Annotated in this window: 17 protein-coding genes; 11 read left to right on the forward strand and 6 right to left on the reverse strand. The window is 60.0% G+C overall.

Annotation, left to right across the window (positions count from 1 at the left end):
- Positions 1–3 precede the first annotated feature (3 nt).
- Positions 4–1,251, forward strand: a complete 1,248-nt coding sequence (locus ACYVNQ_RS15995) for a metal-dependent hydrolase family protein (protein ID WP_460903472.1) — start codon at positions 4–6, stop codon at positions 1,249–1,251.
- 98 nt (positions 1,252–1,349) lie between these two features.
- On the opposite strand, the gene ACYVNQ_RS16000 is transcribed toward ACYVNQ_RS15995, so the two are convergent.
- The 3 genes from ACYVNQ_RS16000 to ACYVNQ_RS16010 form a co-directional block, all read right to left on the reverse strand.
- Positions 1,350–1,736 (reverse strand): DUF3331 domain-containing protein, encoded by a 387-nt coding sequence (locus tag ACYVNQ_RS16000; RefSeq protein ID WP_460903606.1) that lies wholly within the window; start codon positions 1,734–1,736, stop codon positions 1,350–1,352.
- Between the two features lie 214 nt (positions 1,737–1,950).
- Positions 1,951–3,036, reverse strand: a complete 1,086-nt coding sequence (locus ACYVNQ_RS16005; RefSeq protein ID WP_460903607.1) for a branched-chain amino acid ABC transporter substrate-binding protein — start codon at positions 3,034–3,036, stop codon at positions 1,951–1,953.
- A 557-nt stretch (positions 3,037–3,593) separates the two neighbouring features.
- The gene (locus ACYVNQ_RS16010; protein WP_460903473.1) at positions 3,594–4,571 is read right to left on the reverse strand and encodes a helix-turn-helix domain-containing protein; all 978 of its coding nucleotides are present in this window, start codon (positions 4,569–4,571) and stop codon (positions 3,594–3,596) included.
- A 577-nt stretch (positions 4,572–5,148) separates the two neighbouring features.
- Here ACYVNQ_RS16010 and ACYVNQ_RS16015 point away from each other — a divergent pair.
- Positions 5,149–6,774, forward strand: coding sequence for a GMC family oxidoreductase (locus ACYVNQ_RS16015; protein WP_460903474.1), 1,626 nt, complete (start codon positions 5,149–5,151; stop codon positions 6,772–6,774).
- 210 nt (positions 6,775–6,984) lie between these two features.
- Here ACYVNQ_RS16015 and ACYVNQ_RS16020 read toward each other — a convergent pair whose 3' ends face one another.
- Complete coding sequence (locus tag ACYVNQ_RS16020) at positions 6,985–7,863, reverse strand: LysR family transcriptional regulator (protein WP_460903608.1); 879 nt, start codon at positions 7,861–7,863, stop codon at positions 6,985–6,987.
- Positions 7,864–8,359: 496 nt separating this feature from the next.
- Between ACYVNQ_RS16020 and ACYVNQ_RS16025 the strand changes: the two genes are divergently transcribed.
- The 9 genes from ACYVNQ_RS16025 (at position 8,360) to leuD (ending at position 19,215) form a co-directional block, all read left to right on the forward strand.
- A complete protein-coding gene (locus tag ACYVNQ_RS16025; RefSeq protein ID WP_460903475.1) occupies positions 8,360–9,364 on the forward strand; it encodes a helix-turn-helix domain-containing protein in 1,005 nt (334 codons plus the stop codon).
- Between the two features lie 893 nt (positions 9,365–10,257).
- Positions 10,258–11,157, forward strand: a complete 900-nt coding sequence (locus ACYVNQ_RS16030; protein WP_460903476.1) for an SDR family oxidoreductase — start codon at positions 10,258–10,260, stop codon at positions 11,155–11,157.
- Positions 11,158–11,372: 215 nt separating this feature from the next.
- Positions 11,373–12,113 carry an SDR family oxidoreductase gene (locus tag ACYVNQ_RS16035; protein WP_460903477.1) on the forward strand — a complete coding sequence of 247 codons (741 nt, stop codon included), beginning with the start codon at positions 11,373–11,375 and terminating at the stop codon, positions 12,111–12,113.
- A gap of 588 nt (positions 12,114–12,701) precedes the next feature.
- Positions 12,702–13,706 carry a substrate-binding domain-containing protein gene (locus tag ACYVNQ_RS16040; RefSeq protein WP_460903478.1) on the forward strand — a complete coding sequence of 335 codons (1,005 nt, stop codon included), beginning with the start codon at positions 12,702–12,704 and terminating at the stop codon, positions 13,704–13,706.
- Between the two features lie 85 nt (positions 13,707–13,791).
- Positions 13,792–14,787, forward strand: a complete 996-nt coding sequence (locus tag ACYVNQ_RS16045) for an ABC transporter permease (protein ID WP_460903479.1) — start codon at positions 13,792–13,794, stop codon at positions 14,785–14,787.
- An 87-nt stretch (positions 14,788–14,874) separates the two neighbouring features.
- Positions 14,875–15,672 carry an ATP-binding cassette domain-containing protein gene (locus ACYVNQ_RS16050; RefSeq protein ID WP_460903480.1) on the forward strand — a complete coding sequence of 266 codons (798 nt, stop codon included), beginning with the start codon at positions 14,875–14,877 and terminating at the stop codon, positions 15,670–15,672.
- 79 nt (positions 15,673–15,751) lie between these two features.
- The gene (locus ACYVNQ_RS16055) at positions 15,752–16,978 is read left to right on the forward strand and encodes an ROK family transcriptional regulator (protein WP_460903481.1); all 1,227 of its coding nucleotides are present in this window, start codon (positions 15,752–15,754) and stop codon (positions 16,976–16,978) included.
- Positions 16,979–17,179: 201 nt separating this feature from the next.
- On the forward strand, positions 17,180–18,583 hold the full coding sequence (leuC, locus tag ACYVNQ_RS16060; RefSeq protein WP_460903482.1) for a 3-isopropylmalate dehydratase large subunit: 1,404 nt from the start codon (positions 17,180–17,182) through the stop codon (positions 18,581–18,583).
- Between the two features lie 8 nt (positions 18,584–18,591).
- A complete protein-coding gene (gene leuD, locus ACYVNQ_RS16065) occupies positions 18,592–19,215 on the forward strand; it encodes a 3-isopropylmalate dehydratase small subunit (protein ID WP_460903483.1) in 624 nt (207 codons plus the stop codon).
- A gap of 13 nt (positions 19,216–19,228) precedes the next feature.
- Here leuD and ACYVNQ_RS16070 read toward each other — a convergent pair whose 3' ends face one another.
- On the reverse strand, positions 19,229–20,245 hold the full coding sequence (locus tag ACYVNQ_RS16070; RefSeq protein ID WP_460903484.1) for a tripartite tricarboxylate transporter substrate binding protein: 1,017 nt from the start codon (positions 20,243–20,245) through the stop codon (positions 19,229–19,231).
- A 191-nt stretch (positions 20,246–20,436) separates the two neighbouring features.
- Positions 20,437–23,535 carry a transglycosylase domain-containing protein gene (locus tag ACYVNQ_RS16075; RefSeq protein WP_460903485.1) on the reverse strand — a complete coding sequence of 1,033 codons (3,099 nt, stop codon included), beginning with the start codon at positions 23,533–23,535 and terminating at the stop codon, positions 20,437–20,439.
- Positions 23,536–23,828: the final 293 nt, after the last annotated feature.

Here is a 23,828-nt window from a genome sequence, read left to right on the forward strand (position 1 = left end):
GTCGTGGAAAGTACCCTGTTCAAGAATGCCGCGTTGCTCGATCCGCACAAGGACGAATTGCTCGAAACGCGCGACGTGCTGGTCGAGAACGGTCTCGTCAAGGAAGTGTCGGACCGGCCGCTGCACAGCGCGAGCGCGCGCACGATCGACCTGAAGGGCAAGACGCTGATGCCTGGCCTGATCGATTTGCACGTGCACGTGATTGCGGTGCAGTTGAATCTCGCGCAGCAGGTGCACATGCCGAACGTGCTGGTCACGCTGCGCTCGGTGCCGCTGATGAAAGGCATGCTGCGGCGCGGCTTCACCACCGTGCGCGATGCGGGGGGTGCCAACGCGCCGCACAAGCAGGCCGTCGAAAGCGGCCTCGCGGCGGGGCCGCGGCTGTTCGTCGCGGGCCGCGCGTTGAGCCCGACCGGTGGCCACGGCGATATGCGCTCACGCACCGATTACATCGGCGCCAGCGCGCCATGCGGCTGCTGCGTGCGGGTCGGTGCGCTGTCGCGCGTCGCGGACGGCGTCGATGAAGTGCGCCGCGCCGCGCGCGAAGAACTGCAGATGGGCGCGGACCATCTGAAGATCATGGCCTCGGGCGGCGTCGCATCGCCGACCGATCCGGTCGGCGCGTATGGTTTCGCCGAAGACGAAGTGCGCGCGATCGTCGAAGAAGCGCGCGCCCGGCATACGTACGTGATGGCACATGCGTACACGGCAGACGCAATCGAGCGCGTGGTGCGCTGGGGGGTGCGCACCATCGAGCACGGCAACCTGATCGATGCGCCGACCGCCAGGCTGATGGCGGAAACCGGCACCTACGTCGTACCGACGCTCGTCACGTACGAAGCACTCGCCAGCGAAGGCGCGCAATATGGCCTCGCTGAGGAAAGCGTCGCGAAGATCGAAGACGTGCGCGATGCCGGCAAGCGTTCGCTCGAAATCTTTCGTGACGCGGGTGTCAAAATGGGCTTCGGCACCGATCTGCTCGGACCGTCGCAGCGCTTGCAGAGCAACGAGTTCCTGATTCGCGCGGACGTGCTCGGCGCGGCTGCGGCGATTCGCAGCGCGACGCTGATTGGCGCGGAAGTGCTCGGCGTGCCGGAGAAGCTCGGCTGCATCGCTCCGGGTGCGTGGGCGGACATGATCGTCGTCGATGGCAATCCGTTCAAGGACATCGCGTGTCTGACCGGGCAGGGCGAGCATATTCCGCTGGTGATGAAGGGCGGCAAGATCGAGTTCGACGAACTGGCGCATTGAGTCGGCAGGGCATGCACGAAGAAGAAACGTAAAGCTTTCTCGTCGACTTCCTCATCCGTAGAACTTCCCTTACTGGAATATTCTACTTTCCATCCCGCTTACGCAGCGGGGGGGATGACCGTCGTGCTCAGGATCATATCGCTCGCATTTGGCGGCTCGGCACCTTTGCGAAACAGCGGCCGGAACACCTGGTCGCCGCGCGTGACTCGCACTCCGCTTAGCAGACACGCCCCCGGCCCTCTCGCATAGCCCATCCGCCAGATCTGATCGACATACCGGCCGCGGGTAGGATCACTCCACGACACGAGTATTGTGCAGTCGGTTTGCCATTCGATGCGGCTAACAACCAACCCGCTCGTCGAAACGCACTGAAAGCTGGCGCGATGCGCGCCCGTTGAACAGCCATCGCCCTTACGGTGGACATGAAACATTGCGGCTCCGGACTCGACCAATCCCCATACGATCGCGTTCCAAGGGTCGTTCATGCCCACGTTGAACCTCCGACTTTCAAGAGACCTCCAGTGTCATCGGGAAAGTGGTGCAATAAACGACGCAGAGAAAATCGAACCGCCACCGATCGATTCCGGTAATCCGTGGCAGAACGGAACGAACGAAGGCGCTAACGGCAAAATCCGCAACGGGTGTCTTGCCATGGAATGGTTCCGCAATCGTAGCGCGCAGACGAAGCAACGCCCGCCGTTACATATGGATCGCGTCAATTAGCGTCTTCTTGCCGGCCTTGTAGCCGTACAGCGAGATCACGCCGCGCTTCAGGTCGCCCTTTGCGTCGAACGTGGTTTCGCCGATCACACCCATGTAGTCGGTATTCGGCATCGCCGCCAGAATCTTTGCGGGATCCGTCGACTTCGCGCGCTTCATTGCATCGATGATGATGTTCACTGAGTCATACGCGAACGGGGCGTAAATCTGCACCTGCTGGCCAAAGCGCTTCTCGTATTTAGTCGCGAACGCCTTGCCTCCCGGCATCTTGTCGAGCGACATGCCGATATCCGAGCACACGATATTATCGGTTGCGTCGCCCGCGAGTTCGGACAGCTTTTCGCTGCAGGCGCCGTCGCCTCCCAGCACCTTGGCGCGCAAGCCGAGCTGCTTTGCCTGCTTCGCGAACGGGCCAGCGGTGGCGTCCATGCCGCCGTACATAATCGCATCCGGATTTTCGCCCTTGATCTTCGTCAGAATCGCGCGGAAATCGATGGCCTTGTCATTGGTCGCATCATGCGAAATCACGGTCAGACCCAGCGACTTTGCGGTCCTCTCGAATTCGTTTGCCAGACCCTGACCGTATGCGGTCGAATCGTCGACGATTGCCAGGCGCTTCAGGTGCAATATCTTTGCAACGTAATTGGCTAATGCGGGACCTTGCTGCGCATCGGTCGCGACTACGCGGTACGTTGTCTTGAAGCCCTGCAGTGTGTATGCGGGGTTCGACGATGCCGGTGAAATCTGCACGATGCCCGCGTCGCTGTAGATCCTCGAAGCGGGAATCGACGTGCCCGAATTGAGGTGGCCGACTACCGCGACGACCTTGTCATCGACGAGCTTCTGCGCAACTTGGGTCGCAGTGCGCGGATCCGCGGCGTCGTCTTGCCCGTCCAGCACCAGCGTGATCTTCTGACCGCCAATCGTCAGCCCTTTCGCGTTGCTTTCCTCAATCGCAAGGCGCGCGCCATTCTCAATGTCTTTGCCAAGGTGCGCGATCTGGCCCGTCGTCGGAGCGGCATCGCCAATCTTGACAGTCTGCTCTGCGTGAACGCCACCGCACATAGCAAGCGTTGAGAGGACGGTTGCCAAACTTTTACTCAAAGCCTTTCTCATGATTCTCTTTTCCGACTGTTTGTTTATGAACGAAAGAGTTGCTATTGAATCCCCACATGCATTGGGTGTCGCGTGGGACCTGCTGACCACGCCAACATTGACGCTTGAATGATGCTCTTGTTCTCCACATGGACCTCGCCAGAGACATTGCGCGATTGAATCGGCAATATGCCTGATGAGTTTCATTAATTTCTCATGAAAAAAATGAGCTTATGAGATGAAAAACAGAAAAATGCAAGATATTCTTACGCATCATTATCTTGATCGATTTCGTCTTTCTACCTGTTCGACGCTGCAGTCGCATTCCTCGCGAGCACTGTCTCGACAAGATCCACTAGGAAAAAGTTGATTATCTATTATATTTATCCGGAAAACTTATCCAAAATATACGCGTTTCTACTCCATACAAGCCAATTTTCCCTGTAGCTCATCGAGCCGTAATTCTCTAACAGCGCTAGCACCTGGCCGGCGCGTGTCCAGCGTCGCCATCAACTCTGGCGGAAACCTTAAAGTTCCTCTTCTCCTCCTTCCCTGTTTTTATCACCGTTAAAAACGATGCTTCGGGCCACCAATGCCTCGCGAGGCGATACGCCGTATCTCTTCTTGAACACACGACTGAAGTGGGCATGCGTCGAGAACCCGCACCGCAACGCGATTTCGTGGACTTTTAGCCTGCTTTCACCTGAGATGGAGATCAGCTGAGCCGCGACCTCCAGGCGACGATCCCATACGTATCGCATGAGGGTGGTACCGTCGGTTCTAAATAAGCGATTTAAATGAACATGAGACGTCCAGACTGCCGACGCAATAGCGGCCGCATTCAAGTCCGCATTGCGCAGATTACGTTCAATATAGCGCTTCGCGCGAAACAACGTCGCCTCACTACTACGTGAGCGTCCGAACGCAGACGGATCCTCAATGACGACGTCGATCAGATCGAGGAGCTGATTTCCTTGGCGGCAGCGGACAGCGGTACTGGTGCTCGCATTCTGCTTCGCAATATTAAAAATTAAATCACGTAATGCTTGCACGTCCGCCAGAGTTATATCGGGGGAGGTCAGTCCACGGAGACTGTGTTCAAAGCCGCGTTCTCGCAGGCGATGGCGCGGAATACGAACGATGATCAGCCGTGTAGCTTCCACGATGGTCTGCTTGTATGGGCATCCCGTATCGACCAATAACATCGCTCCCGAGTCAAAGTTCCATACGCGCTCTCGTTGTTCGATGGTTACCCGGCCAGCCCCTACTATCTTTAGTAGCACATCAGCTGCCCCCTGGTGTTCGATCGGCCAAAGCACCGCGTGGGAAAGTTTCGCATCAACTAGCAGCAGATCTCCAAGGGACCAACTTCTCAACGACGATCCGATAAATTCACTCTGATCAAACTGGCAATGTAAGCCAAATTGCTTGGCAAAAATACTTCGCCATACCTCTTTACTGCTGTTGTCATCGTCTAGATGAACTTCGAAGACGTCAGTTTGCATATTCTGAAGCTGGTTCCAAACGCATCGTTAACATGCATCGTCGAAGAATAGATTGTCCTATCACGCGTATGACAGAAGTGCTCCTCTAAAACGATCATGTCCGCACTCTATTCCATTTTATCAACACGATCCCATCGCCCTTGACAAATGACTGAACCAGATCAGAAACCTGTATTTTATGGAGAAGGTTTTGCGGCGGAGTTGCCCGAAAATGACCTCTTTGCGTTGGCGAGGATTCCAAGGTGCGGGGCGTCTGGAGGCCCTACGACGATGGCCAGTTGATTCATCGGGCGCGTTCAATACACTACTGCTGTTGCAATGATGCAAGAAGCAATTGCACCGAGGTATGTAGGACTTTTAATGTCATCTTATTGTGGACGTATAGTCTATCGACGAGAACTTAGCGAGCTTTTCGTAATACGCCACCAAGAAAAATCATCGGCTATTTTTTAATTCCCTGATTCATCATTTAATATTCAAGATATCTTTTCATGGCATCTCCCATGGGCGCCTCGATTTAATTGAAAATAAATCGACTGCCAGCCTCTTATCTTAAAAACGTTGAGGACATTCAGAAATGTATATTCACACGGAACGCGACACTCGGGAACATAATCTTCGGGTACTAAGCAATCAAAAGAGGCTTGCGTCGGAAATGCGCCGCGGCTATGACTTTGTTGTGTGCGGTGCGGGTACTTCAGGTTCGGTTGTGGCTCGCAGGCTTGCGGAAAACCCGGCAACAACCGTCCTCGTGCTCGAAGCAGGCGGTGCAGACGACGCGCCCGAAGTAACAGAGGCCGCTAACTGGTTCGCCAATCTGGGATCAGAACGTGACTGGAGCTTTGTCGCGCGTAGCAATCCGCACGTGAACGGGCGGTCGATCCCGATGAGCATGGGCAAGGTGCTTGGGGGCGGCTCGAGCATCAACGCGATGCACTGGGCACGTGGGCATCGAAGCGATTGGGATTATTTCGCGTCCGAGGCTGGGGATCCAGACTGGAGCTATATGTCCCTGCTCGAAACCTTCAGGCAGATCGAGGACTGGCACGGGGAACCGGATACGCGCTACCGTGGCGTCGGGGGAATGGTTCACGTGGGCCCTTCCGCCCCCATCTCACCTATCGCGCAAGCGTGGCTAAAAGGCAGCGAGGAGCACGGCATACCTGTTTTCGAGAGCCAGAACGGCAAGATCGTAGAGGCCCCCGAAGGCGCATCTATCGGAGATGTTTGCGTCAAGGACGGTCGCCGCGTGTCCGTATTCCGATCCTACCTCTACCCGATCATGGACCGACCGAACGTAACGGTCCTCACAGGCGCAATGGTCACACGCATCATCTTCAACGGCAAGCGCGCCACGGGAGTCGAGTATCTTATCGACGGGAAACATCACGTCGTTGAGGCATCCCACGAAGTCGTGCTTTCGTTAGGCGCGATTCATACGCCGAAGGTACTCATGCAGTCGGGGGTCGGCGACCAAGCGGCGCTGCGTGAATTCAGCATACCGGTCGTACAACACCTGAGAGGCGTAGGACGCAACCTGCAAGATCATTTGATGGTTGCGGGGTGCATCTGGGAGTATCCGGACTCCATGAATCCGGCTCACGAAGGCGGTGTGCAAGCCAATGGATTCCTCCGTAGTGATCCGTCGTTAAGTTCGCCGGACATCCAGCTGATTCAGACTGGCATGCCAATTCCAAGCCGGGAAATTGCGGCGCAATTTGCCATTCCGCACACGGGATGGACCCTGTTGCCTGTGCTTGTCAGGCCGGAATCGAGAGGCAGGGTCAGGCTGACTGGTGCCGGTCCCGCGGATCCGGTTGTCATAGAAGCGAATGCGTTGAGCGCGTCAGCGGATCTGGCAGCGTTGACGAGAGCAATTGAACGGATTCAGGAAATCGGTCGATCAGCGGTGCTCAGGCCGTTCATCAAGCGGCAAGTCACTCCGGGTCGGCTTGAGGGAGCCGCACTGGAGAACTTTGTGCGCGATTCCGTCATGAGCGTTTGGCATCAGACCTGTACGGCAAAGATGGGAAACGACGCCGATTCTGTGGTTGATGGAAAGCTCGCGGTTCACGGCCTGAATAGTTTGACGATCGCTGACGGGTCTGTCTTGCCTCGCATTACGACGGGAAACACGATGGCACCTTGTGTCGTTGTGGGTGAGCGGGCAGCCAGTCTGCTACAAGCCCGTCACAATCTATAGCCTTACCGTAAGAAGCTTCAAGTACTCGTATGATGCCGTTCAGTCTCGAGCACGTGCGTTGGATCGCACTGGCCAAAGACTCGACGGCTCTCTCCGCAGCAGTATCAGTTCCGGCGTGGAATGGGTCGTATATCGGATCCCGGCGATGACTCAGGTCTGTCTACCCTAGTTCATTGGGACATGCCCGCACCGCATCGGCCTCGGAAGCGATCATCTTGTGTTTTTATCCGCGCCTTTGCTTAGAGCGAGAACGATCTGCTCATGCATGGCATCGACTGCCTGCGAGCGCACGAACTTCCTGGCCCGAACGACCGCGACCTCGAGCTCGGGTAGGTCGGGTAGTCCATGCCGGGCATCGAGTATCGTCAGAGCAGGCGGCACGCTGCAACGTGTAAGCACGGCTACGGCCATTCCACTCGCGGCTGCCGCATGCTGGCCAGCCACGTTCGGGCTGTGATACACGATCCTGTAATCCCTCTTCTGGGCCGCCAAGGCTGAGAGCGCAATGGCTCGAGGGACGCTGCCCGCTTCGTGTACCGCGATCGGCAAGGGATCGCGACGCCAGGCTTCGTGTTGTTCGGCCCCCACCCAGACCAAGCCCTCTCGAAACAATAGTGTGCCCCGTTCGGGATGATCGCGCGTAACGACGACAAGTTCCAACTCGCTGCGCTCGACCTTAGGTATAAGCACGGTGGACGACTCGCAAACCAGCGTGACTTCGATGTTGGGGTAGCGAGTTGAAAACTGGCGAAAAACAGGCGTTATGTAGGCCATCGCATAGTCGTCGGGTACGCCGAGGCGAATCCGCCCCTTGATGAGCGCTCCATGGATGGCGGCCAAGGCCTCCGCTTGCAATTCGAGCATACGCCGCGCGTAAACCAGCAAGTCTGCCCCCTCCGGCGTCAGCGAAAGATGCTTCGAGTCTCGGGTCAGCAAGGGTTTGCCGACTACTTCTTCGAGCTTCTTGATCTGCATGCTCACAGCCGATTGCGAACGATGCACCAAGCTAGCAGCTGCGGTGAGCGAGCCGGTGTCGACCGCCGCCACAAACGCGCGCAGCCAGTCCGGTTGCATGTCTTTGGTTGGCATGGTTTCTATTCGATTTTCGAATGATTTGGTCAATATAAATTTGCTTTTCAGATGAAGTCAAGGCGCACACAATGCGCGGCATGTAATCCACAACACCGATTTCGAGCACGGTCACGCACGTTCAGCGGGTGATCCGCCGCGAGGAGCGACGCCGCGCGGATGGTTCTCGCCGTCGTCATGCTCAGCACCGACGGCGTCGCACTATCACATAGGAGCATGGTGGATGCGCGCTGGCGACCAGCGTGCTGAATAACAGAGTGCTGGCGTCAGGCGCCTGAAGGCATCGGTGCGATTCATAAGGTTTAGCCCATGTCGTGCTGTACGTCGGACATAAGTGGACTGAGGACGGCAAGTATCGCTGTATTGCAATTCAGCTATCCGTTGATAACGACTCTTGCGGTCAGGATGTTACATGGGTACGCGCTTAGCCCAACACAAATCGCCAAGGTTCGTCCGATGACGGTTGCGCTGTTGTTTTCTAGTCCTGTTCATAAATATGAAGCATGAAATTTTCGAGTTTGACCTTATTGATCGCAATGTGGACACGTGGCACAGAATATTTATCGAAAAGCTTGGCATAAGCTGTGTGCTTGAGAAGGACCGCTCAATCGGATCATGTGTACGAGGTTGGTCGGTTGGCGATTTACTATTAGTTGATGCACGACTTGCCCATCAGACTCTTTCGTCACTGGAGCAACAAGGTGATGCTGGCGTTCTGCTGCAGGTAGTCACTTCCGGAAAGCTGATTGTCGAGCAGGGATCCCGTGTGCGTGCATCTGCCCCTGGCGCGATGCTGCTGATTGATACCGGTCAACCATACAGAGAACGGATTCAGGAAACCACGCGAGTAGTCACCGTCAAGATTCCGCGTCGAAGTTTACGAGAGCGTGGTTTTAAACAAGGATTTCAGCAGCTAGGTAGTCCCGATACGACTGGCGCAGATGTACGAGTTGTTCGGGATTTTATTCTTGCCGTAGCGGGTCAGAACGCAGCCACAAGTTCGGCTATGCGCCGTCGTCAGGCCAATCAACTCCTGGATATGATAGATGTCGTCATCGAAGATGCGTCGGCTCTTGCACGTGTGCCTAGCGGTGAGGCTACGTTGTTCCGGGCGAAACGATACATTGATCGCAATTTGCGCAATGCAAAGCTAAGTGCTGCGGCTATTACGTCTGGCGTGGGCGCGTCGGAGGTCCACCTTAACCGTCTCTTTAGAGTAGAAGGTACGTCTCTTATGCGCTACGTCTGGAATCGTCGATTGGAGGTAGCTTGTCGCCTCCTCTTAAGATCTGGCATTCGTCATGCGAAAATTCAAGAGGTGGCGTTGCAGTGCGGATTCTCTACACATACGCATTTTTGCCGTATCTTCAAGCAGCGGTATGGTGTATCAGCAAGCGAAGCGATGGCCAACAGTAATGCGGTGAGTGAATTCCGAAAAAGGGTTCGACTTGAAAACAGTTTGGCCATAGACCCGATACCGGAGCTTGACGAAGAACATTGAGATACACACGCAGCGACGAAATTTTAGCAGTTCCATGCGCACAACCCAAAGACAGGTCGGCCTGTTCAAGCAGGCACTCATAGTAGCCATGCTTGCCTGACACTGTCGAGCAAAGCGCTCGGATCCCATTGGAGGAGAAATCTGAACGCTTCTTCTGCAACGCGCGGTCGCGTGCCACTCCAAATCTCCCGGCGGAAGCCCAAATGAGTTCGACCTATATGGAGCAGCAACTTGTATCTTATGGACAAGTTTTCCAGGCGGATAGCCTGGACAATTGAGCCTGCTAGAGAGAACGTTGGAACGTCGCTTTTGAGGGAACCTCTTTGAGGTTGACTTGTGTGATACGGCGATCAATTGACAAGCGAAAGAGATCAATATGACGGTTCGAGCGACTATTGGAAATAATTCGCAACGGAATGCGTTCCTGACTTTGGTGGGGACTCATAGCCCGACGTGCTCAAAACGAAGCATTCATTGTAACGAGATCGCGAGCGCGCTCAATGCCGGCCAGGACGATCCCGCACACGGAATTCTCTGAAATCTCCATAATCCTGGCAATGCGAACAATCGTATTGGTGATCTGGTTAGCAGCAACGTATCGTCCATCCCATGCCGCGCTTTAGCGCGCGGCCTAACCTGACGGGGCGCAGTCCTGAGCCCCAAATTCAACCAGACTTCCCCTCGTTAGGGTTGAGTCGCTCATGATCGTCGCGGCCATCACCTGACCCGCGCGCGCCTCACGTCTCATCAACTCTGCCGGCGACTGCGCGCATCTGAATCGCTGACGCCTCTTCTAACGAATCGTGGCGAGATTTAAGAGCTACCCATAAATTTTACTGACAAAACCTGTCGAATCGACATCTCAGCGCACTACGCGCACCAAGGAGCAGATCATGAGAAAAATCGTCCTCATCACTGGCGCCTCAAGCGGCTTTGGTCGCCTCACCGCCGAAGCACTCGCGAAGGCCGGTCACACCGTCTACGCATCGATGCGCAATACGACTAGCCGTAATGCGCCGATCGTCACGCAAATGACCGAGTTCTCGCACCAGAACAGCGTCGATTTGCGCACCATCGAACTCGACGTACAGTCTCAATCGTCGGTGGATGCGGCGGTCGGGCAGATCGTCGCGGACGCAGGGCGCATCGACGTGGTGATGCACAACGCAGGCCATATGGCGTTCGGCCCGGCTGAGGCATTCACGCCCGAGCAATACGCCCACCTTTACGACGTGAACGTGCTTAGCACGCAGCGCGTGAACCGCGCGGTGCTGCCGCAATTGCGCCGCCAGGGCAAAGGCTTGCTGGTGTGGATATCAAGCAGCAGCTCGGCCGGCGGCACGCCGCCGTACCTCGCGCCGTACTTCGCGGCAAAGGCCGCGATGGACGCGATCGCTGTTCAATATGCGCGCGAGCTGTCGCGTTGGGGCGTTGAGACATCAATCATCGTACCCGGCGCGTTCACTAGCGGTACGAACCACTTTTCGCATGCCGGGGCACCGGCCGACGCAGCGCGCGCCGCCGAGTATGAGGAAGGTCCCTATACGGGATTCGGCGAGCAGATCCAGAACGCGTTCGGAGCGATCGTGCCACCCGATGCGGACGCGTCGCTGCTGGCCGATGCGATCGTCAAGGTCGTCAACGCGCAATTCGGCAAGCGCCCATTCCGTGTCTATGTCGATCCCACCGAAGACGGCGCCGAAGTCGGTTTTGCGGTCCTCGACCGGGTGCGTGCAGAGATGCTTCACCGGGTCGGCATGAGCGACCTGCTCAAGCCGCGTGTGCTGACGTAGCGGACCACGACCCACGCACCACGTGCGTGGTTGCCTGAGGGACGCAAGCGGTTCTGCCCGTAATGGCGGTGTCCTGCCCTCCACTCGCGGGGGGCATTCCTTCATCAACGCCTTAGCGTTACAAGGCCGTCTCGCCGGCCCTGTTTCACCCTTCCCTGTCGACGCCCTGAATTCAAGGCGTCGACAGGACAACAAGCAAATCCAGGAGAGTTCAAATGACTAAGCCTTCCAACCGGGTCGCAATCGTAACCGGCGCATCGGGCGGAATCGGCCGTGCGGTTGCCACGCGCCTCGCACGCGACGGATGCGACATCGTCGCGACCTATTCCGGCCACTCCGCCGCAGCCGACACACTCGTTTCAGATATCAAGAAACTTGGATGCGACGCACTCGCCGTTAAAGCCGACGTATCGAACGCCGACGACGTTGCGCGCCTGTTCGACACAACACGCGAGATACTCGGACCCGCGGATGTCGTCGTCAATTGCGCTGGCATCATGCCGCTCGGGCCAATTGCGGCTGGTGACGTCCAGGCCTTCGACAAAGTGATCGCGACGAATCTTCGCGGCACGTTTCTCATTTTCTCGGCGGCGGCCAATGCACTTGGCAGCGGCGGACGTATCATCGCCTTCTCGAGCAGCGTGCTCGGTAAATCGTTTCCGAACTACGGCGCATATATTGCATCGAAATCAGGTGTTGAAGGCCTCATGCGCGTACTCGCCAATGAACTACGCGGACGCAACATTACCGTCAACTGCGTCGCACCGGGACCGACCGGTACTGAACTGTTCCTCAAAGGCAAGACCGAGCAGCAGATCAAGGCGTTCGTCGAGTTGTCGCCGCTTGAACGCCTCGGCATGCCCGACGACATCGCCAGCGCCGTTTCGATTCTCGCCGGTCCGGATGGCGCATGGATCAACGGCCAGGTTCTGCGGGCGAACGGCGGATTCGCGTAAGCGGGCCGGCCTGCATTCTGCAACAGAAGCGCCGCGATAAGGTCCTGGCCAGCGATTTTCAGGCATGTGGCTCGTTTAACGCCTGCGTCGCAAGAGATCGTTGGCCGTTACGCGGTGACCCGGCGGCCTTATGCCGGCCAGCTTCAGTATCTGCGTTTTTTGTGCATGTATTGGAGAAGGCGGCTTCCACACAAATCGGCTGCCTTCTTCTCTTCCGCACTCAATTGCTCGTATCCGTTCATCGAGCGGCGCAATAATTCCCGTACTGCGAGATATAGCAAGGACTTGCCTATAGCAGGCCCTGCCGGATCGGCGCGCCGCAACATGCATATCCCTTGACATCAACTCACGCAAAATCTTAACTAAAGCAAATCGATTTAATTAAGCCTTACCGGCTTCGGCCCTGGACCGACAGGTCTGCCGAAGGGAGGTAGTGGAAGATATTTTTCAATCAAATACCAGCTTATGCGTCAATCGGCGCGCATCTCTTTCGCCCGTTTTCAGCGCGGCCCACCGCGTCCGCACAAGACCCATTGAATCGACCGCAGCCCATAACGTCGTTGTCAATCAACCCGGAGGAGCGTTTCCATGACTCACAAAAACAGCGGGCCGCGCGCCGCAACGCGTATCGCCGCCGCATGCATGGCTCTATCGGCGCTGTGCTACGCCAACGCGAGCCGCGCGGCGGACCAGCCCGTAGTCGGCCTGATCACGAAGACGGACACCAACCCGTTCTTCGTCAAGATGCGTCAGGGCGCGGATGCAGCCGCGCAAAAAGACGGCGCCAAACTGATCAGCGCGGCCGGCAAATTCGACGGCGACAACGCGAGCCAGGTCACCGCGATCGAAAACATGCTGACGGCCGGCGCCAAAGCGATCCTGATCACGCCGAGCGACACCAAGGCGATCGTGCCGAGCATCAAGAAAGCACGCGCCGCCGGCGCAATCGTGATCGCACTCGACACCCCCACCGAACCGCAAGACGCCACCGACGCGCTGTTTGCCACCGACAACTTCAAGGCCGGCGTGCTGATCGGCCAATACGCCAAATCTGCGCTGGCCGGCAAGCCCGCAAAGATCGCAACGCTCGACCTCGCGCCTGGCGTATCGGTCGGCGTGCTGCGTCATAACGGCTTTCTGAAGGGCTTCGGCGTGAAGGAAGGCGACGCGTCGATCGTCTGCAGCCAGGATACGCGCGGCGATCAGGCGAAAGGCCAGACCGCGATGGAAAACTGCCTGCAGAAAGCACCGGACATCAACGTGGTCTACACCATCAACGAACCGGCCGCAGCCGGCGCATATCGCGCGTTGAAGGCCGCGGGCAAGGACAAGAGCGTGATGATCGTGTCGATCGACGGCGGCTGCGAAGGCGTGCGCAACGTGAAGGCCGGCGCGATCGCCGCCACCTCGCAGCAGTACCCGCTAAAGATGGCCGAATTGGGCGTGAATGCCGGCGTCGAATATGCGAAGACCGGCAAGAAGCCGACCGGCTATCACGACACCGGTGTCACGCTAATCACCGACAAGCCGCTTTCCGGCGTCGACAGCAAGGACACGCAGTTCGGCCTCGACAACTGCTGGGGCAACAAGTAACGCGACGAATGCGACGCCACCGCGCGGCGTAGCCACACCGAACGCCGCGCGCTGCACGCGTCGCGCACTGCATCGAGGAAACATCATGTCGACCACCCCCGCCGCCCCTGCCCCCGACAACCGGCGCCGCTTCGCCGAGCGTCTGCCGTCGCTGGCCGAAGCCGGCCCGCTGATCGCGCTGGTGCTCGCCTGCGCATTCTTTATTTCGCAGAGCGACCGCTTTCTGTCCGCACAGAATATTTCGTTGATCCTGCAACAAACCATGGTGGTCGCCGTGATCGCGATCGGCCAGACGCTGATCGTGCTGACCGGCGGCATCGATCTGTCGTGCGGCATGGTGATGGCGTTCGGCTCGATCGTGATGACCAAATTCGCGGTCGTACTCGGTGTGCCGCCGGGGCTCGCCATTCTGTGCGGCATCGTGGCGAGCATGTTGTTTGGGCTCGCCAATGGCGTGCTGATCACGCGCATCAAGCTGCCTTCGTTCATCGTCACGTTAGGCACATTTAACATCGCGTTCGCGCTGACGCAGATCTATTCGAACGCGGAGAGCGTGTCGAACCTGCCCGATGCGATCATGTTCTTCGGCAACACGTTCAGGCTTGGCCCTGCCGAAGTAACGTACGGCACGGTGCTGACGCTCGTCATGTATCTGGTGACGTGGTTCGTGCTGCGCGATACGGTGCCGGGACGCCACCTGTATGCGCTCGGCAACAACCCGGAAGCGGCGCGGCTGATGGGCCTGTCGTCGCAGAAGATTCTGCTCACGGTCTATACGCTCGCCGGCGCGATCTACGGCGTCGCTGCGCTGCTGTCGGTGTCGCGCACCGGCGTCGGCGATCCGCAGGCCGGGCAAACCGAAAACCTCGACAGCATCACCGCGGTCGTGCTCGGCGGCACGAGCCTGTTCGGCGGACGCGGCTCGATTGCGGGCACGCTGCTCGGCGCGTTGATTGTCGGTGTGTTTCGCAATGGGCTGACGCTGATCGGTGTGTCGTCTGTGTATCAGGTGCTGATCACCGGCATTCTGGTGATTCTCGCCGTTGCCGCCGACAAGCTGTCGCGCCGTGGCGCACGCTAAAACAAAGCTGAACCGGGAACCTCGAACGCAATCGGGCACAGCGCTCACGCGCACTCGATGTGCACACCAACATGCATGGAGTCCGTCATGTCGACGCCCGCCTCTGCTTCACCTGCAACGCCCGTGCTTGCCGCGCGCGGCCTCGTCAAACGCTACGGCCAGGTCACCGCGCTCGACGGCTGTGATTTCGAAGTGATGCCCGGCGAAATCATGGCCGTGATCGGCGATAACGGCGCGGGCAAATCGTCGCTGATCAAGGCGCTATCCGGCGCGCTGGTGCCCGACCAGGGCGAGCTGCTGCTCGACGGCAAGCCGGTCAGATTTCGCAGTCCGCTCGACGCGCGTCAACAGGGCATCGAAACGGTCTATCAGGACCTTGCCGTCGCGCCGGCGATGAGCATCGCAGAAAATCTGTTCCTTGCGCGCGAGCTGCGCAAACCGGGTTGGCGCGGCTCGATCCTGCAGATGATCGACAAGCGCCGCATGCTCGAAGAAGCGACCGCGCATATGAAGGACCTGCAGATCGGCATCCGCTCGATGCGTCAGGCCGTCGAGACGCTGTCCGGCGGACAGCGTCAGGGCGTCGCCGTGGCGCGCAGCGCGGCGTTCGCGCGGCACGTGGTGATTCTGGACGAACCCACTGCGGCCCTCGGCGTGAAAGAAGGCAACATGGTGCTCGAACTGATCCGTCGCGTACGCGATCGCGGCCTGCCGGTGATCCTGATCAGCCACAACATGCCGCACGTGTTCGAGATTGCCGACCGCATTCATATCCAGCGGCTGGGCCGGCGCGCGGCGCTCGTCAATCGCAGCGAGATTCATATGTCCGAGGCGGTCGCGATCATGACCGGCGCCAAGGAAGCGGACGTAAAGGCGATCGCATGATGGATGCGCGCGCAACCATCGCACGTGCTCGTGCTCGCATTCGCGTCGACGTACACGCCTGAAAAACGCACCGGCCGCCATGGACACCACCGGCACCCACGCCCCGCTCAAACGCACGGTCGGTTCGAACCAGGTCGGTATGCGGCAGTTCAACGAGCGCATCGTGCTACAGGCAATCCGACTGCACGGGCCGCTGCCCAAAGCGGACGTCGGACGCTTGACGCGCCTGTCGATGCAGACCGTATCGATGATCGTCGAGCGGCTGATCGACGATGGGCTGCTCGCGAAGCAGGCTCGCGTGCGCGGCCGCATTGGCCAGCCGTCGGTGCCGATCGCACTGCGGCCTGAAGGCGCGTACACGATCGGCATCAAGGTCGGGCGGCGCAGCCTCGACGTACTGGCGATGGATTTCGCCGGCCACGTGTGCTGCCGCGAAGTGCTCGACTATGCATACCCCGATCCGCGCGCGCTGTTCCCGGCACTCGAAGGCAAACTCGCGCGCATCGACGCGGCGCTCGGTGCGGCGCGCAAACGCAAGGTGGTCGGTGTCGGCGTGGCCGCGCCGCTATGGCTCGGCGGCTGGCGCGAGTTTCTCGGCGCACCGCGCGATGCGCTCGACGCATGGAACGACATCGATATTCGCGCGCGCATCGCGCAACTGACTGGCCTGCCGGTCGAATTCGCCAAAGACACGACCGCTGCCTGCGCCGCCGAACTCGTAATGGGCCAGGGGCGCGGCATCCATCATTTTCTGTATCTGTTCGTCGGCACGTTTATCGGCGGTGGCCTCGTGATCGATGGACGTCTGCACGGCGGCCCGCACGACAACGCGGGCGCGGTCGGCTCGATTCCGCTTGGCGCCCGCGGCCGGCAGCCCGCGCAACAGCTGCTGCATGCGGCATCGGGGTTCGTGCTCGAAAAGCTGTTCGAGGATGCGGGCATGCCACCTTCGGCCGCGCACGATCACCGCGCAATGTCGGCGGAAGGCTGGCCTCTGACCGATCGATGGCTCGACACCGCATGCCCCGCGATCGCCAGTGCGTTGACCAACGCCGCGGCGCTGCTCGATCTCGAAGCCGTGGTGATCGACGGCGAGCTCGACCGGCCACTGGTGCGCGAAATCATCCGCCGTACCGGGTGCGTGCTCGACCGCTTCGAATGGCAGGGCATGGTGCGGCCGCAGTTGCTGGAAGGCACCATCGGCGCCGATGCGCGCGCGATGGGCGGCGCGATTCTGCCGCTATACGCGCATTTCGCACCGGTTCACGAGCTGTTTCTGAAGCCCGCTGCCGAGGTTGGCTACTAGCCGACAAAAACCTGACACTGCGCCACTCGAAGCGCAGCGCTAGCAGCCTCATGCAAATTGTTGACAGTTTGCACTTCACATCCTAGGATGCATCGGCGCATCACAATCATTCGTTTGCATGGCTCGGCTATGTGTTGCGTGCATATGCAGTGTCCCTGTGCAGTGCGCCCATCAAATACTTTCATCTGTAAAGAACTTGGCATGAGCCAGCCGGAAACCCTGTTCGACAAGATCTGGAACCGTCACGTAGTAGCCGTCGAACGAGGCGTCGATGCGCTGCTGTTCGTCGATCTCGGTCTGCTGCACGAAGGCTCGATCCATGCGTTCAACGCACTTCATGCGGCGGGCCGCAAGGTAGTTCGGCCACTGCAGATCATCGCCTGCACCGACCATTACGTACCCACTCACGAGCGCACCCGCGATTTCGTCGACCCGACTTACCGGATGATGGTCGAGACGCTCGAGGCCAACGCGCATCGGCATGGTCTCAGGCTGATCGGCATGGACGATCCGCGCCAGGGGATTCAGCACATCGTCTGCCCGGAGCAAGGCATGACCCAGCCGGGCATGCTGATCGTCGGCGCCGATTCGCATAGCTCGACGCATGGCGCGTTCGGCAACCTGTCGTTTGGCATCGGCGCGTCGGAACTGACTCACGTGATGGCCACGCAGATGATCTGGCAACGCCGGCCGAAGACCATGCGTGTATCGATCGATGGCAAGCTCGGTGCGGGCGTGAGCGCCAAGGACGTGATCCTCGCGCTGATCGCGAAGATCGGCATCGGTGGCGCGACCGGCCACGTGATCGAATATGCGGGCGAAGCCGTGCGCGCGATGTCGATGGAAGCGCGCATGACGTTGTGCAATATGTCGATCGAGGCCGGCGCACGCGCAGGCATGATCGCACCCGACGACACCACGTTCGAGTACCTGCACGACCGACCCTTCGCGCCGAAGAATGCGGCCTGGGATGCGGCGTTAGTGTCGTGGCGTGCGCTGCCCAGCGATGCTGATGCGCACTTCGACCGCGAGGTATCGCTCGCGGTCACGGACATTGCGCCGATGGTGTCGTGGGGAACCACGCCCGAGCAGTGCCTGCCGATCACAGGTTGCGTGCCCGATCCCGCATCGATCGCCGACGCCGACCAGCGCGCCGAGTTCGAAAAGGCCATCGCCTACATGGGGTTGCGCGCCGGCGCACCGCTCACCGATATCGCTATCGATCGCGTGTTTGTCGGCTCATGCACGAACGGGCGCATCGAAGATATCCGCGAAGCGGCGCGGGTTGCGCGTCTGGGCCGCGCGAAGATCGCCGCGTGGATCGTGCCGGGGTCGAAGGAAGTGAAGCGCCAGGCCGAGGCCGAAGGTCTCGATGCGGTTTTCCGCGCGGCGAATATCGAATGGCGCGAGCCCGGTTGCTCGATGTGCACGTCGCTGAACGGCGACATGCTGACGCCGGGCGAACGCTGCGCGTCGTCGTCGAACCGTAATTTTCAGGGACGTCAGGGCGTAGGCGGACGCACGCATCTGATGAGCCCCGCGATGGCGGTTGCCGCGGCGCTGACCGGCAAGCTGACCGACGTGCGCACACTCTTGCAAGGATAAGCACGGCAATGGAAGCCTTCACCCAGTTGCGCGCGGTTGCCGCACCGATCGACGAGACGAATCTCGACACGAACCAGTTGTGCCCGTCGCGTTTCAACAAGACCGTGGTGGGACCCGGTTACGAACGCGTGCTGTTCCACGACCGCCGCTTCAATGCGGACGGCAGCGAAAAACCGGACTTCGTATTGAACCGCAAGCCGTATCGGGACGCGAAGATCCTGGTGGGCAGCCGCAACTTCGGGTGCGGCTCGTCGCGCGAAACGGCGGTGACGGCGTTGCTGGGTTTCGGCATCCGCGCGGTCATCTCGCCCGAGTTCGCGGACATCTTCCACAACAACGCGTTGAAGAACGGCTTGTTGCCGATCACTCTGGATGCCGAAACGGTTCGTTCATTGCAAACGCTCGTGACGGACCGCCCCGGATTGCAGATCACCGTCGATCTGGCCGCCCTCACGGTACAGCCCGATGACGCAGCGCCGATCGCCTTCGCCATCGACGAGCTGATTCGCGAGAAGCTGTTGCTCGGGCTCGACGATATCGGCATGACCGAACGCTTTGCGTCGCGCCTGCCGGACTTCGAGGCGGCCTACTACAAGTGCGCGAGCTGGCTGCCCGTCAACGACGCGCGCTGATCGAACGCGGTGATCACCGCGCGAGTCCAAGCTCGCCCAGCAATGCACCAAGGCGCACGTTTTCGGCGGCCAGAAAGGTCCGCGTCTGGGCGCTGTTCTTGTAGTCGACGGTCCACAGGTTGCGCTTCGCGGCCTCGTTCCATTGCGGCGACGCGATCGCCTTCGCGAGCAGCGCATCCCACCACGCAACCTGTGCGGCGGTCATGTCCTTCGGGCCGACCAGGATGCGCCAGGTGCTGAACTCGAAGTCGACGCCCTGCTCCTTCCACGTCGGCACGCCCGACAACTGGCCGCCCTGACGTGCCGCCGCGGGTGTCGCGACGATCCGCACCTGGCCCGACGCGGCTGCGCCGGCAACCACATCGGCGGCGGTCACCGAGACCGTGACGTGCTTGCCCATCAGCGCGGTAAGCGCCTGCGATCCCGAATCGAAGAAAACGATCTTGAGCCTGGCCGGGTCGATGCCCGCCGATTTCAGCAGCAACGCAGCGGCGATATGGCTCTGCCCGCCCGGCGAACTCGATACCGCAATCGTGACCGATGCAGGATCCTGGCGCAGCCGCGCGATCAGGTCACGGCCGGTCTTGATCGGCGAGCCGGCCGGCACCGAAAACGCGATCGGCTCGGACACGACTTGGGCCAGCGGCGTCACGTCGGCGAGGCCGAGCGTGCTCGAACCCGTGACGCGATTGGTGATCAGCGGCAGCGACTGCAAGGACACCGAGCGCGCATCGCCGGGATGCGAGTCGATGTATGCAAGGCTCATCGTGCCACCGCCACCCGGCTTGTTGACCACCAGCAGCGGCACACTGGTCTGCTCTGTCTGCAGCACGACGTTCTGCAGGGTGCGCGTGACGAGGTCGGCGGAACCGCCCGCCGCGCTCGGCACGACGAGTTCGAGCGGGCGTGTGGGATGCCATTGCTGGGCGAACCCTTGCTGCGTAGCACCGAATACAAGGACGCCGAGAACGGCGGCACGTCGCGCGGCCCGCAATGCGCGATAAAAATAGCGTGACAGGCTTGGCGGCATGCTGGGGCTCGGGCTGGTATCGATAGACGGGCTGCCCGGCCTTGCGTTCTAAATCGGCTTTAGCGCGGCGCTGCAGCGGCGAGAGCCTTTAATCATAGAATCAGGCTGCACCGTGTACAAACGATTTAAACAGCTAAGCTTAGCGGTGGTGCCTTTCGGGCGTCGAACAATAGTCCCAAAGAGACGCACCGCTATTTCGTCGACGATGTTCCCGCAGTCGGTTCATCGGCCACTGCTACACGCTGTTTCGGCACGCGCTGCGGCGCATCGAGCAGCGGCTCGAGCGCCGGCGCCATCGACTTCAGCAACTGCACCGACAACGCGCTCGTAAAATCGTAACGAGCCGCATACGGCTCGTGCACGAATGCGGTCAGCGTGCCGTAAAAACGGTCGCCGAGCACGAATACGAAGGTTGCGGTGCGGTTCACCTTGCGCGATTCGATCAACCGGCCGCCGCGCGCCCAGACATTGAAGCGCTGGTCGCCAGTACCCGTCTTGCCATACAGCTGCAGCGTCTGCCCGTTCGGGAACGTGATGCCCTGCGCCAGACGGCGTGCCGTGCCGCCCGCGACCACATCGCGCGTGAGCATATGCACAACCTTCGCGATCTCAGGCTGCAATACCTGCTCCGGCTGTGCAGCAGCGCGCGTGAAACGCGTTTCATACGGCGTGCCCTTCGCGAACTCGAGCTCGTCGATGTTTTGCGCCGGCGCTTCTTTGCCGCCATTCGCGATGATGCCGATCAACTGCGCGAGCGCGACCGGACGGTCGCCGGATGCGCCGATCGCCGCCGCATACGAAGGCGTCAGCTTGGCGAACGGGTAACCAAGCGCGCGCCACGACTTGCCGATCTCTTCGTAAGCGCGCTGCTCGACCATGCGCTTGATGCGGCGATCCTGGGTTGCGTGATAGCGCGTCTTGAAGAGCCACTTGTACGCGTCAGTACGCGCCGAACTGCTCGCTTCCTGCACTTCGTTCAGCGTCGCATCGGGATGCGTGCGCAGGTAGTTTGCGGTCCACAGTTCGAGCGGATGCACGCTGGAAATATAGCCGCGATCGTTCAGGTTGAACTTGTCGATCGCGTACTTGGTGTACAGCTTTTCGAGGTCTTCGTTGTCGAGTATCGTTGCAGCCGGCGTGCCTTTCAGCGCAGCGCGCATCTGCGCGTTGAACCATTCCTGCGACTCGTTCGGCGCGACACTGCGCAGTGCGGTCGCCACTTTCGGCGGCGATTTGCGCACGCCGTGCAGCAGCGCAGCCAGCGCGGCGTCCGCGCTCTTGCCGTGATACTTCGTGTAGAAACGATTCATGTACACACGGCTTTCCTGATCCGCGAAGCGCGTCAGGTACATATGGCGCGTGGCAGGATCGTCGAGCCATTGCGACGGTTGGCCCGACGTCTGGATCATCTGGTAATGCACGATGTCGCGCATCATGCGCACGAACACGAGATTCACCGAATGCTGGAACGCGCGATGCACGGTCAGAATGCGGCCGTTGTCGGTCGATTCGAAGTTCGTGAAAACCTGTCCGCCGCCGCCGGTATAAAACATCTCGCCGGCGCTCGCCGAATATTTGCGTTCCACCGAGGCATCCAGCATCGCGGTAAGCGAACGGTCCTTGGTATGCGACAGATAATCGACTGCCCAGTACGACAAACCATCCATCCGATCCGGCTTCACCGCGCGCAATTCGTCGACGCTCATCGCGCCATAACGGCCGTGCAGTTCCGCGATGGTTTGCAGATACGTGACGATGGTGCGCAGCTTGGCGGTCGAACCGAGGTTCAGCCGCGCGCCCTGGTTGATGTCGAGCGGCTGGTTCACGCTGTCGGTCTGCACGCGCGTGAGGTTCGCGCCGTCGCGCATTTCGTACAGCGTAAAGCTGAATGCGATCTTCGAAGGATCGTCCTGCGGGCGCAGCATATCCTTGCCGTACAGGCCCGCGGCGCGCGCGCCGTCCTTGGACGCGACGCTGGCCAGACGCTCGCTGACCGCCTGCTGCACTTCGTCGTTCAGCGTCGACGTGACGCTCAGGTCGAGCCGGTCGAGGTCGTACACATTGCGCACACCGAGTGCGCCCATCAGATGCGCGCGCAACGAAGTGACCGCCTTGCGCGACACGAACGATTCGGTCGGCGGCGGCAATTGCGAGCGATGCAGTTCGATCGACGCGGCCAGCGCGGCATCGCGCAGTGCCGGCGAAATCGCACCGCCGTTTGCAAGCAGCCGCAAGTAGCTGTCGGTCAGCGCAGCCAGATCGACATTCCGGCGCAGCAGGAAATGCGACGGGCCGCGCTGCGCGATCATCAACGACAGCACCTGGCGGAATGCAAGGCCTTGAGCCGCGAGATTGTCGTCGCCAGGCGGCTGGCTCAGGATACGGTTCACATCGTCGAAATCGCGGCCATACCAGGCGGCCAGCCCATCGCCAATGCCGTTGATTTCGCCGACGCCAGGTTGCGCGGCGAGCGGCACCGAATTCAGATAGCGCACCACGATCTGCCGGCGCGCATCGAGGGTGCGCGGGCCATCCAGATACGCGCGCAGCGAAGCCGATGCCACCTGACGCAGCTTCTCTTTCGGCGTCGCCGTGCGTCCGCCCGGCGAATGGCGGAACTTCTCGATCTGCGTGGCGAGCGTGCTGCCGCCCGGCGTCTGCTGGTTGTGATTGAACAGGCGCGCGCCCTGGTCGGCTACCGCGCGGCCAAGCCGGGTCCAGTCGATCGCCGGATTGCGGTTCGGCTGGTCCGCATCGAGCAGATGGCGGTCTTCGATAAACAGCAGCGCATCGACGACCAGCGGCGGAATCGCGTTGAAATTCGCATAGATGCGCTTCGGATAGTCGTCGCCGAATAGCGGTTCGCCGGTGGTATCGAACAGGCGCAGACCCGCCTGGTCTTTTTCCATGTACGGCATGAACAGGCCCTGGTCGGCCAGAGACAGCATGCGGTCCGAATCGCGTGCTTGCGCGGCGACCATGAAACCGCGCTCGCGCAGGCGCCGCTCGATCGACGGCAGCAGTGTGTAGCCGAGGCGCAGATCGTAGGGGCCGTCTTTCGGGAAGCGGATATGGTCGCTCGAGCCAGCCGATACGGTAAAACCGACTTCGCTGGTCAACTCGGACAGATAGCGCGCCTGCAGCCTCGACGTATCCATTTCGATCTGCACGAAGCGCACGAAACCAGCAGCGGCGACCAGAAACCCCACGATAAGCAGCCACTTGAACCACTTCCAGAAGGACGTGGTGCTGGTGGCACGTAGCGGAACCCGTAGCAGCGGCCGATTCATGGTGGCGTCTCCTTGCAGATGCCGGACCACAAAAAATGCGACTCGTATCAGTCTAGCGCGTAACGGCCGCTTTCGATGGACTGTCGCGGAAAGGCGCCGCAGTTGTGAGTACGCTACGCAACACTCGGGCCATAACCGATGCGCAGCCCATGAAAAGCCCGATTGGAGCGCCGGGAGATTTTCAGTACCATAGCGCGCTTCGTTTGGTAGAACTCGAAGAAATGCGCGAGAGAATGCACAAGGAAGCGCGCTGAGAGGCACGCTGAAAGACGTGCGGGAAGCGCCGGCCATGC

It is taken from the genome of Paraburkholderia jirisanensis, assembly GCF_054782355.1.

What these genes read in the sequence shown, in the direction of transcription:
- ACYVNQ_RS16000 (WP_460903606.1), bottom strand. Translation starts at nt 1,736, where the DNA reads ATGAACGACCCTTGGAACGCGATCGTATGGGGATTGGTCGAGTCCGGA.
- ACYVNQ_RS16005 (WP_460903607.1), bottom strand. Translation starts at nt 3,036, where the DNA reads ATGTGCGGTGGCGTTCACGCAGAGCAGACTGTCAAGATTGGCGATGCC.
- ACYVNQ_RS16010 (WP_460903473.1), bottom strand. Translation starts at nt 4,571, where the DNA reads ATGCAAACTGACGTCTTCGAAGTTCATCTAGACGATGACAACAGCAGT.
- ACYVNQ_RS16015 (WP_460903474.1), top strand. Translation starts at nt 5,149, where the DNA reads ATGTATATTCACACGGAACGCGACACTCGGGAACATAATCTTCGGGTA.
- ACYVNQ_RS16020 (WP_460903608.1), bottom strand. Translation starts at nt 7,863, where the DNA reads ATGCCAACCAAAGACATGCAACCGGACTGGCTGCGCGCGTTTGTGGCG.
- ACYVNQ_RS16025 (WP_460903475.1), top strand. Translation starts at nt 8,360, where the DNA reads ATGAAGCATGAAATTTTCGAGTTTGACCTTATTGATCGCAATGTGGAC.
- ACYVNQ_RS16030 (WP_460903476.1), top strand. Translation starts at nt 10,258, where the DNA reads ATGAGAAAAATCGTCCTCATCACTGGCGCCTCAAGCGGCTTTGGTCGC.
- ACYVNQ_RS16035 (WP_460903477.1), top strand. Translation starts at nt 11,373, where the DNA reads ATGACTAAGCCTTCCAACCGGGTCGCAATCGTAACCGGCGCATCGGGC.
- ACYVNQ_RS16040 (WP_460903478.1), top strand. Translation starts at nt 12,702, where the DNA reads ATGACTCACAAAAACAGCGGGCCGCGCGCCGCAACGCGTATCGCCGCC.
- ACYVNQ_RS16045 (WP_460903479.1), top strand. Translation starts at nt 13,792, where the DNA reads ATGTCGACCACCCCCGCCGCCCCTGCCCCCGACAACCGGCGCCGCTTC.
- ACYVNQ_RS16050 (WP_460903480.1), top strand. Translation starts at nt 14,875, where the DNA reads ATGTCGACGCCCGCCTCTGCTTCACCTGCAACGCCCGTGCTTGCCGCG.
- ACYVNQ_RS16055 (WP_460903481.1), top strand. Translation starts at nt 15,752, where the DNA reads ATGGACACCACCGGCACCCACGCCCCGCTCAAACGCACGGTCGGTTCG.
- leuC (WP_460903482.1), top strand. Translation starts at nt 17,180, where the DNA reads ATGAGCCAGCCGGAAACCCTGTTCGACAAGATCTGGAACCGTCACGTA.
- leuD (WP_460903483.1), top strand. Translation starts at nt 18,592, where the DNA reads ATGGAAGCCTTCACCCAGTTGCGCGCGGTTGCCGCACCGATCGACGAG.
- ACYVNQ_RS16070 (WP_460903484.1), bottom strand. Translation starts at nt 20,245, where the DNA reads ATGCCGCCAAGCCTGTCACGCTATTTTTATCGCGCATTGCGGGCCGCG.
- ACYVNQ_RS16075 (WP_460903485.1), bottom strand. Translation starts at nt 23,535, where the DNA reads ATGAATCGGCCGCTGCTACGGGTTCCGCTACGTGCCACCAGCACCACG.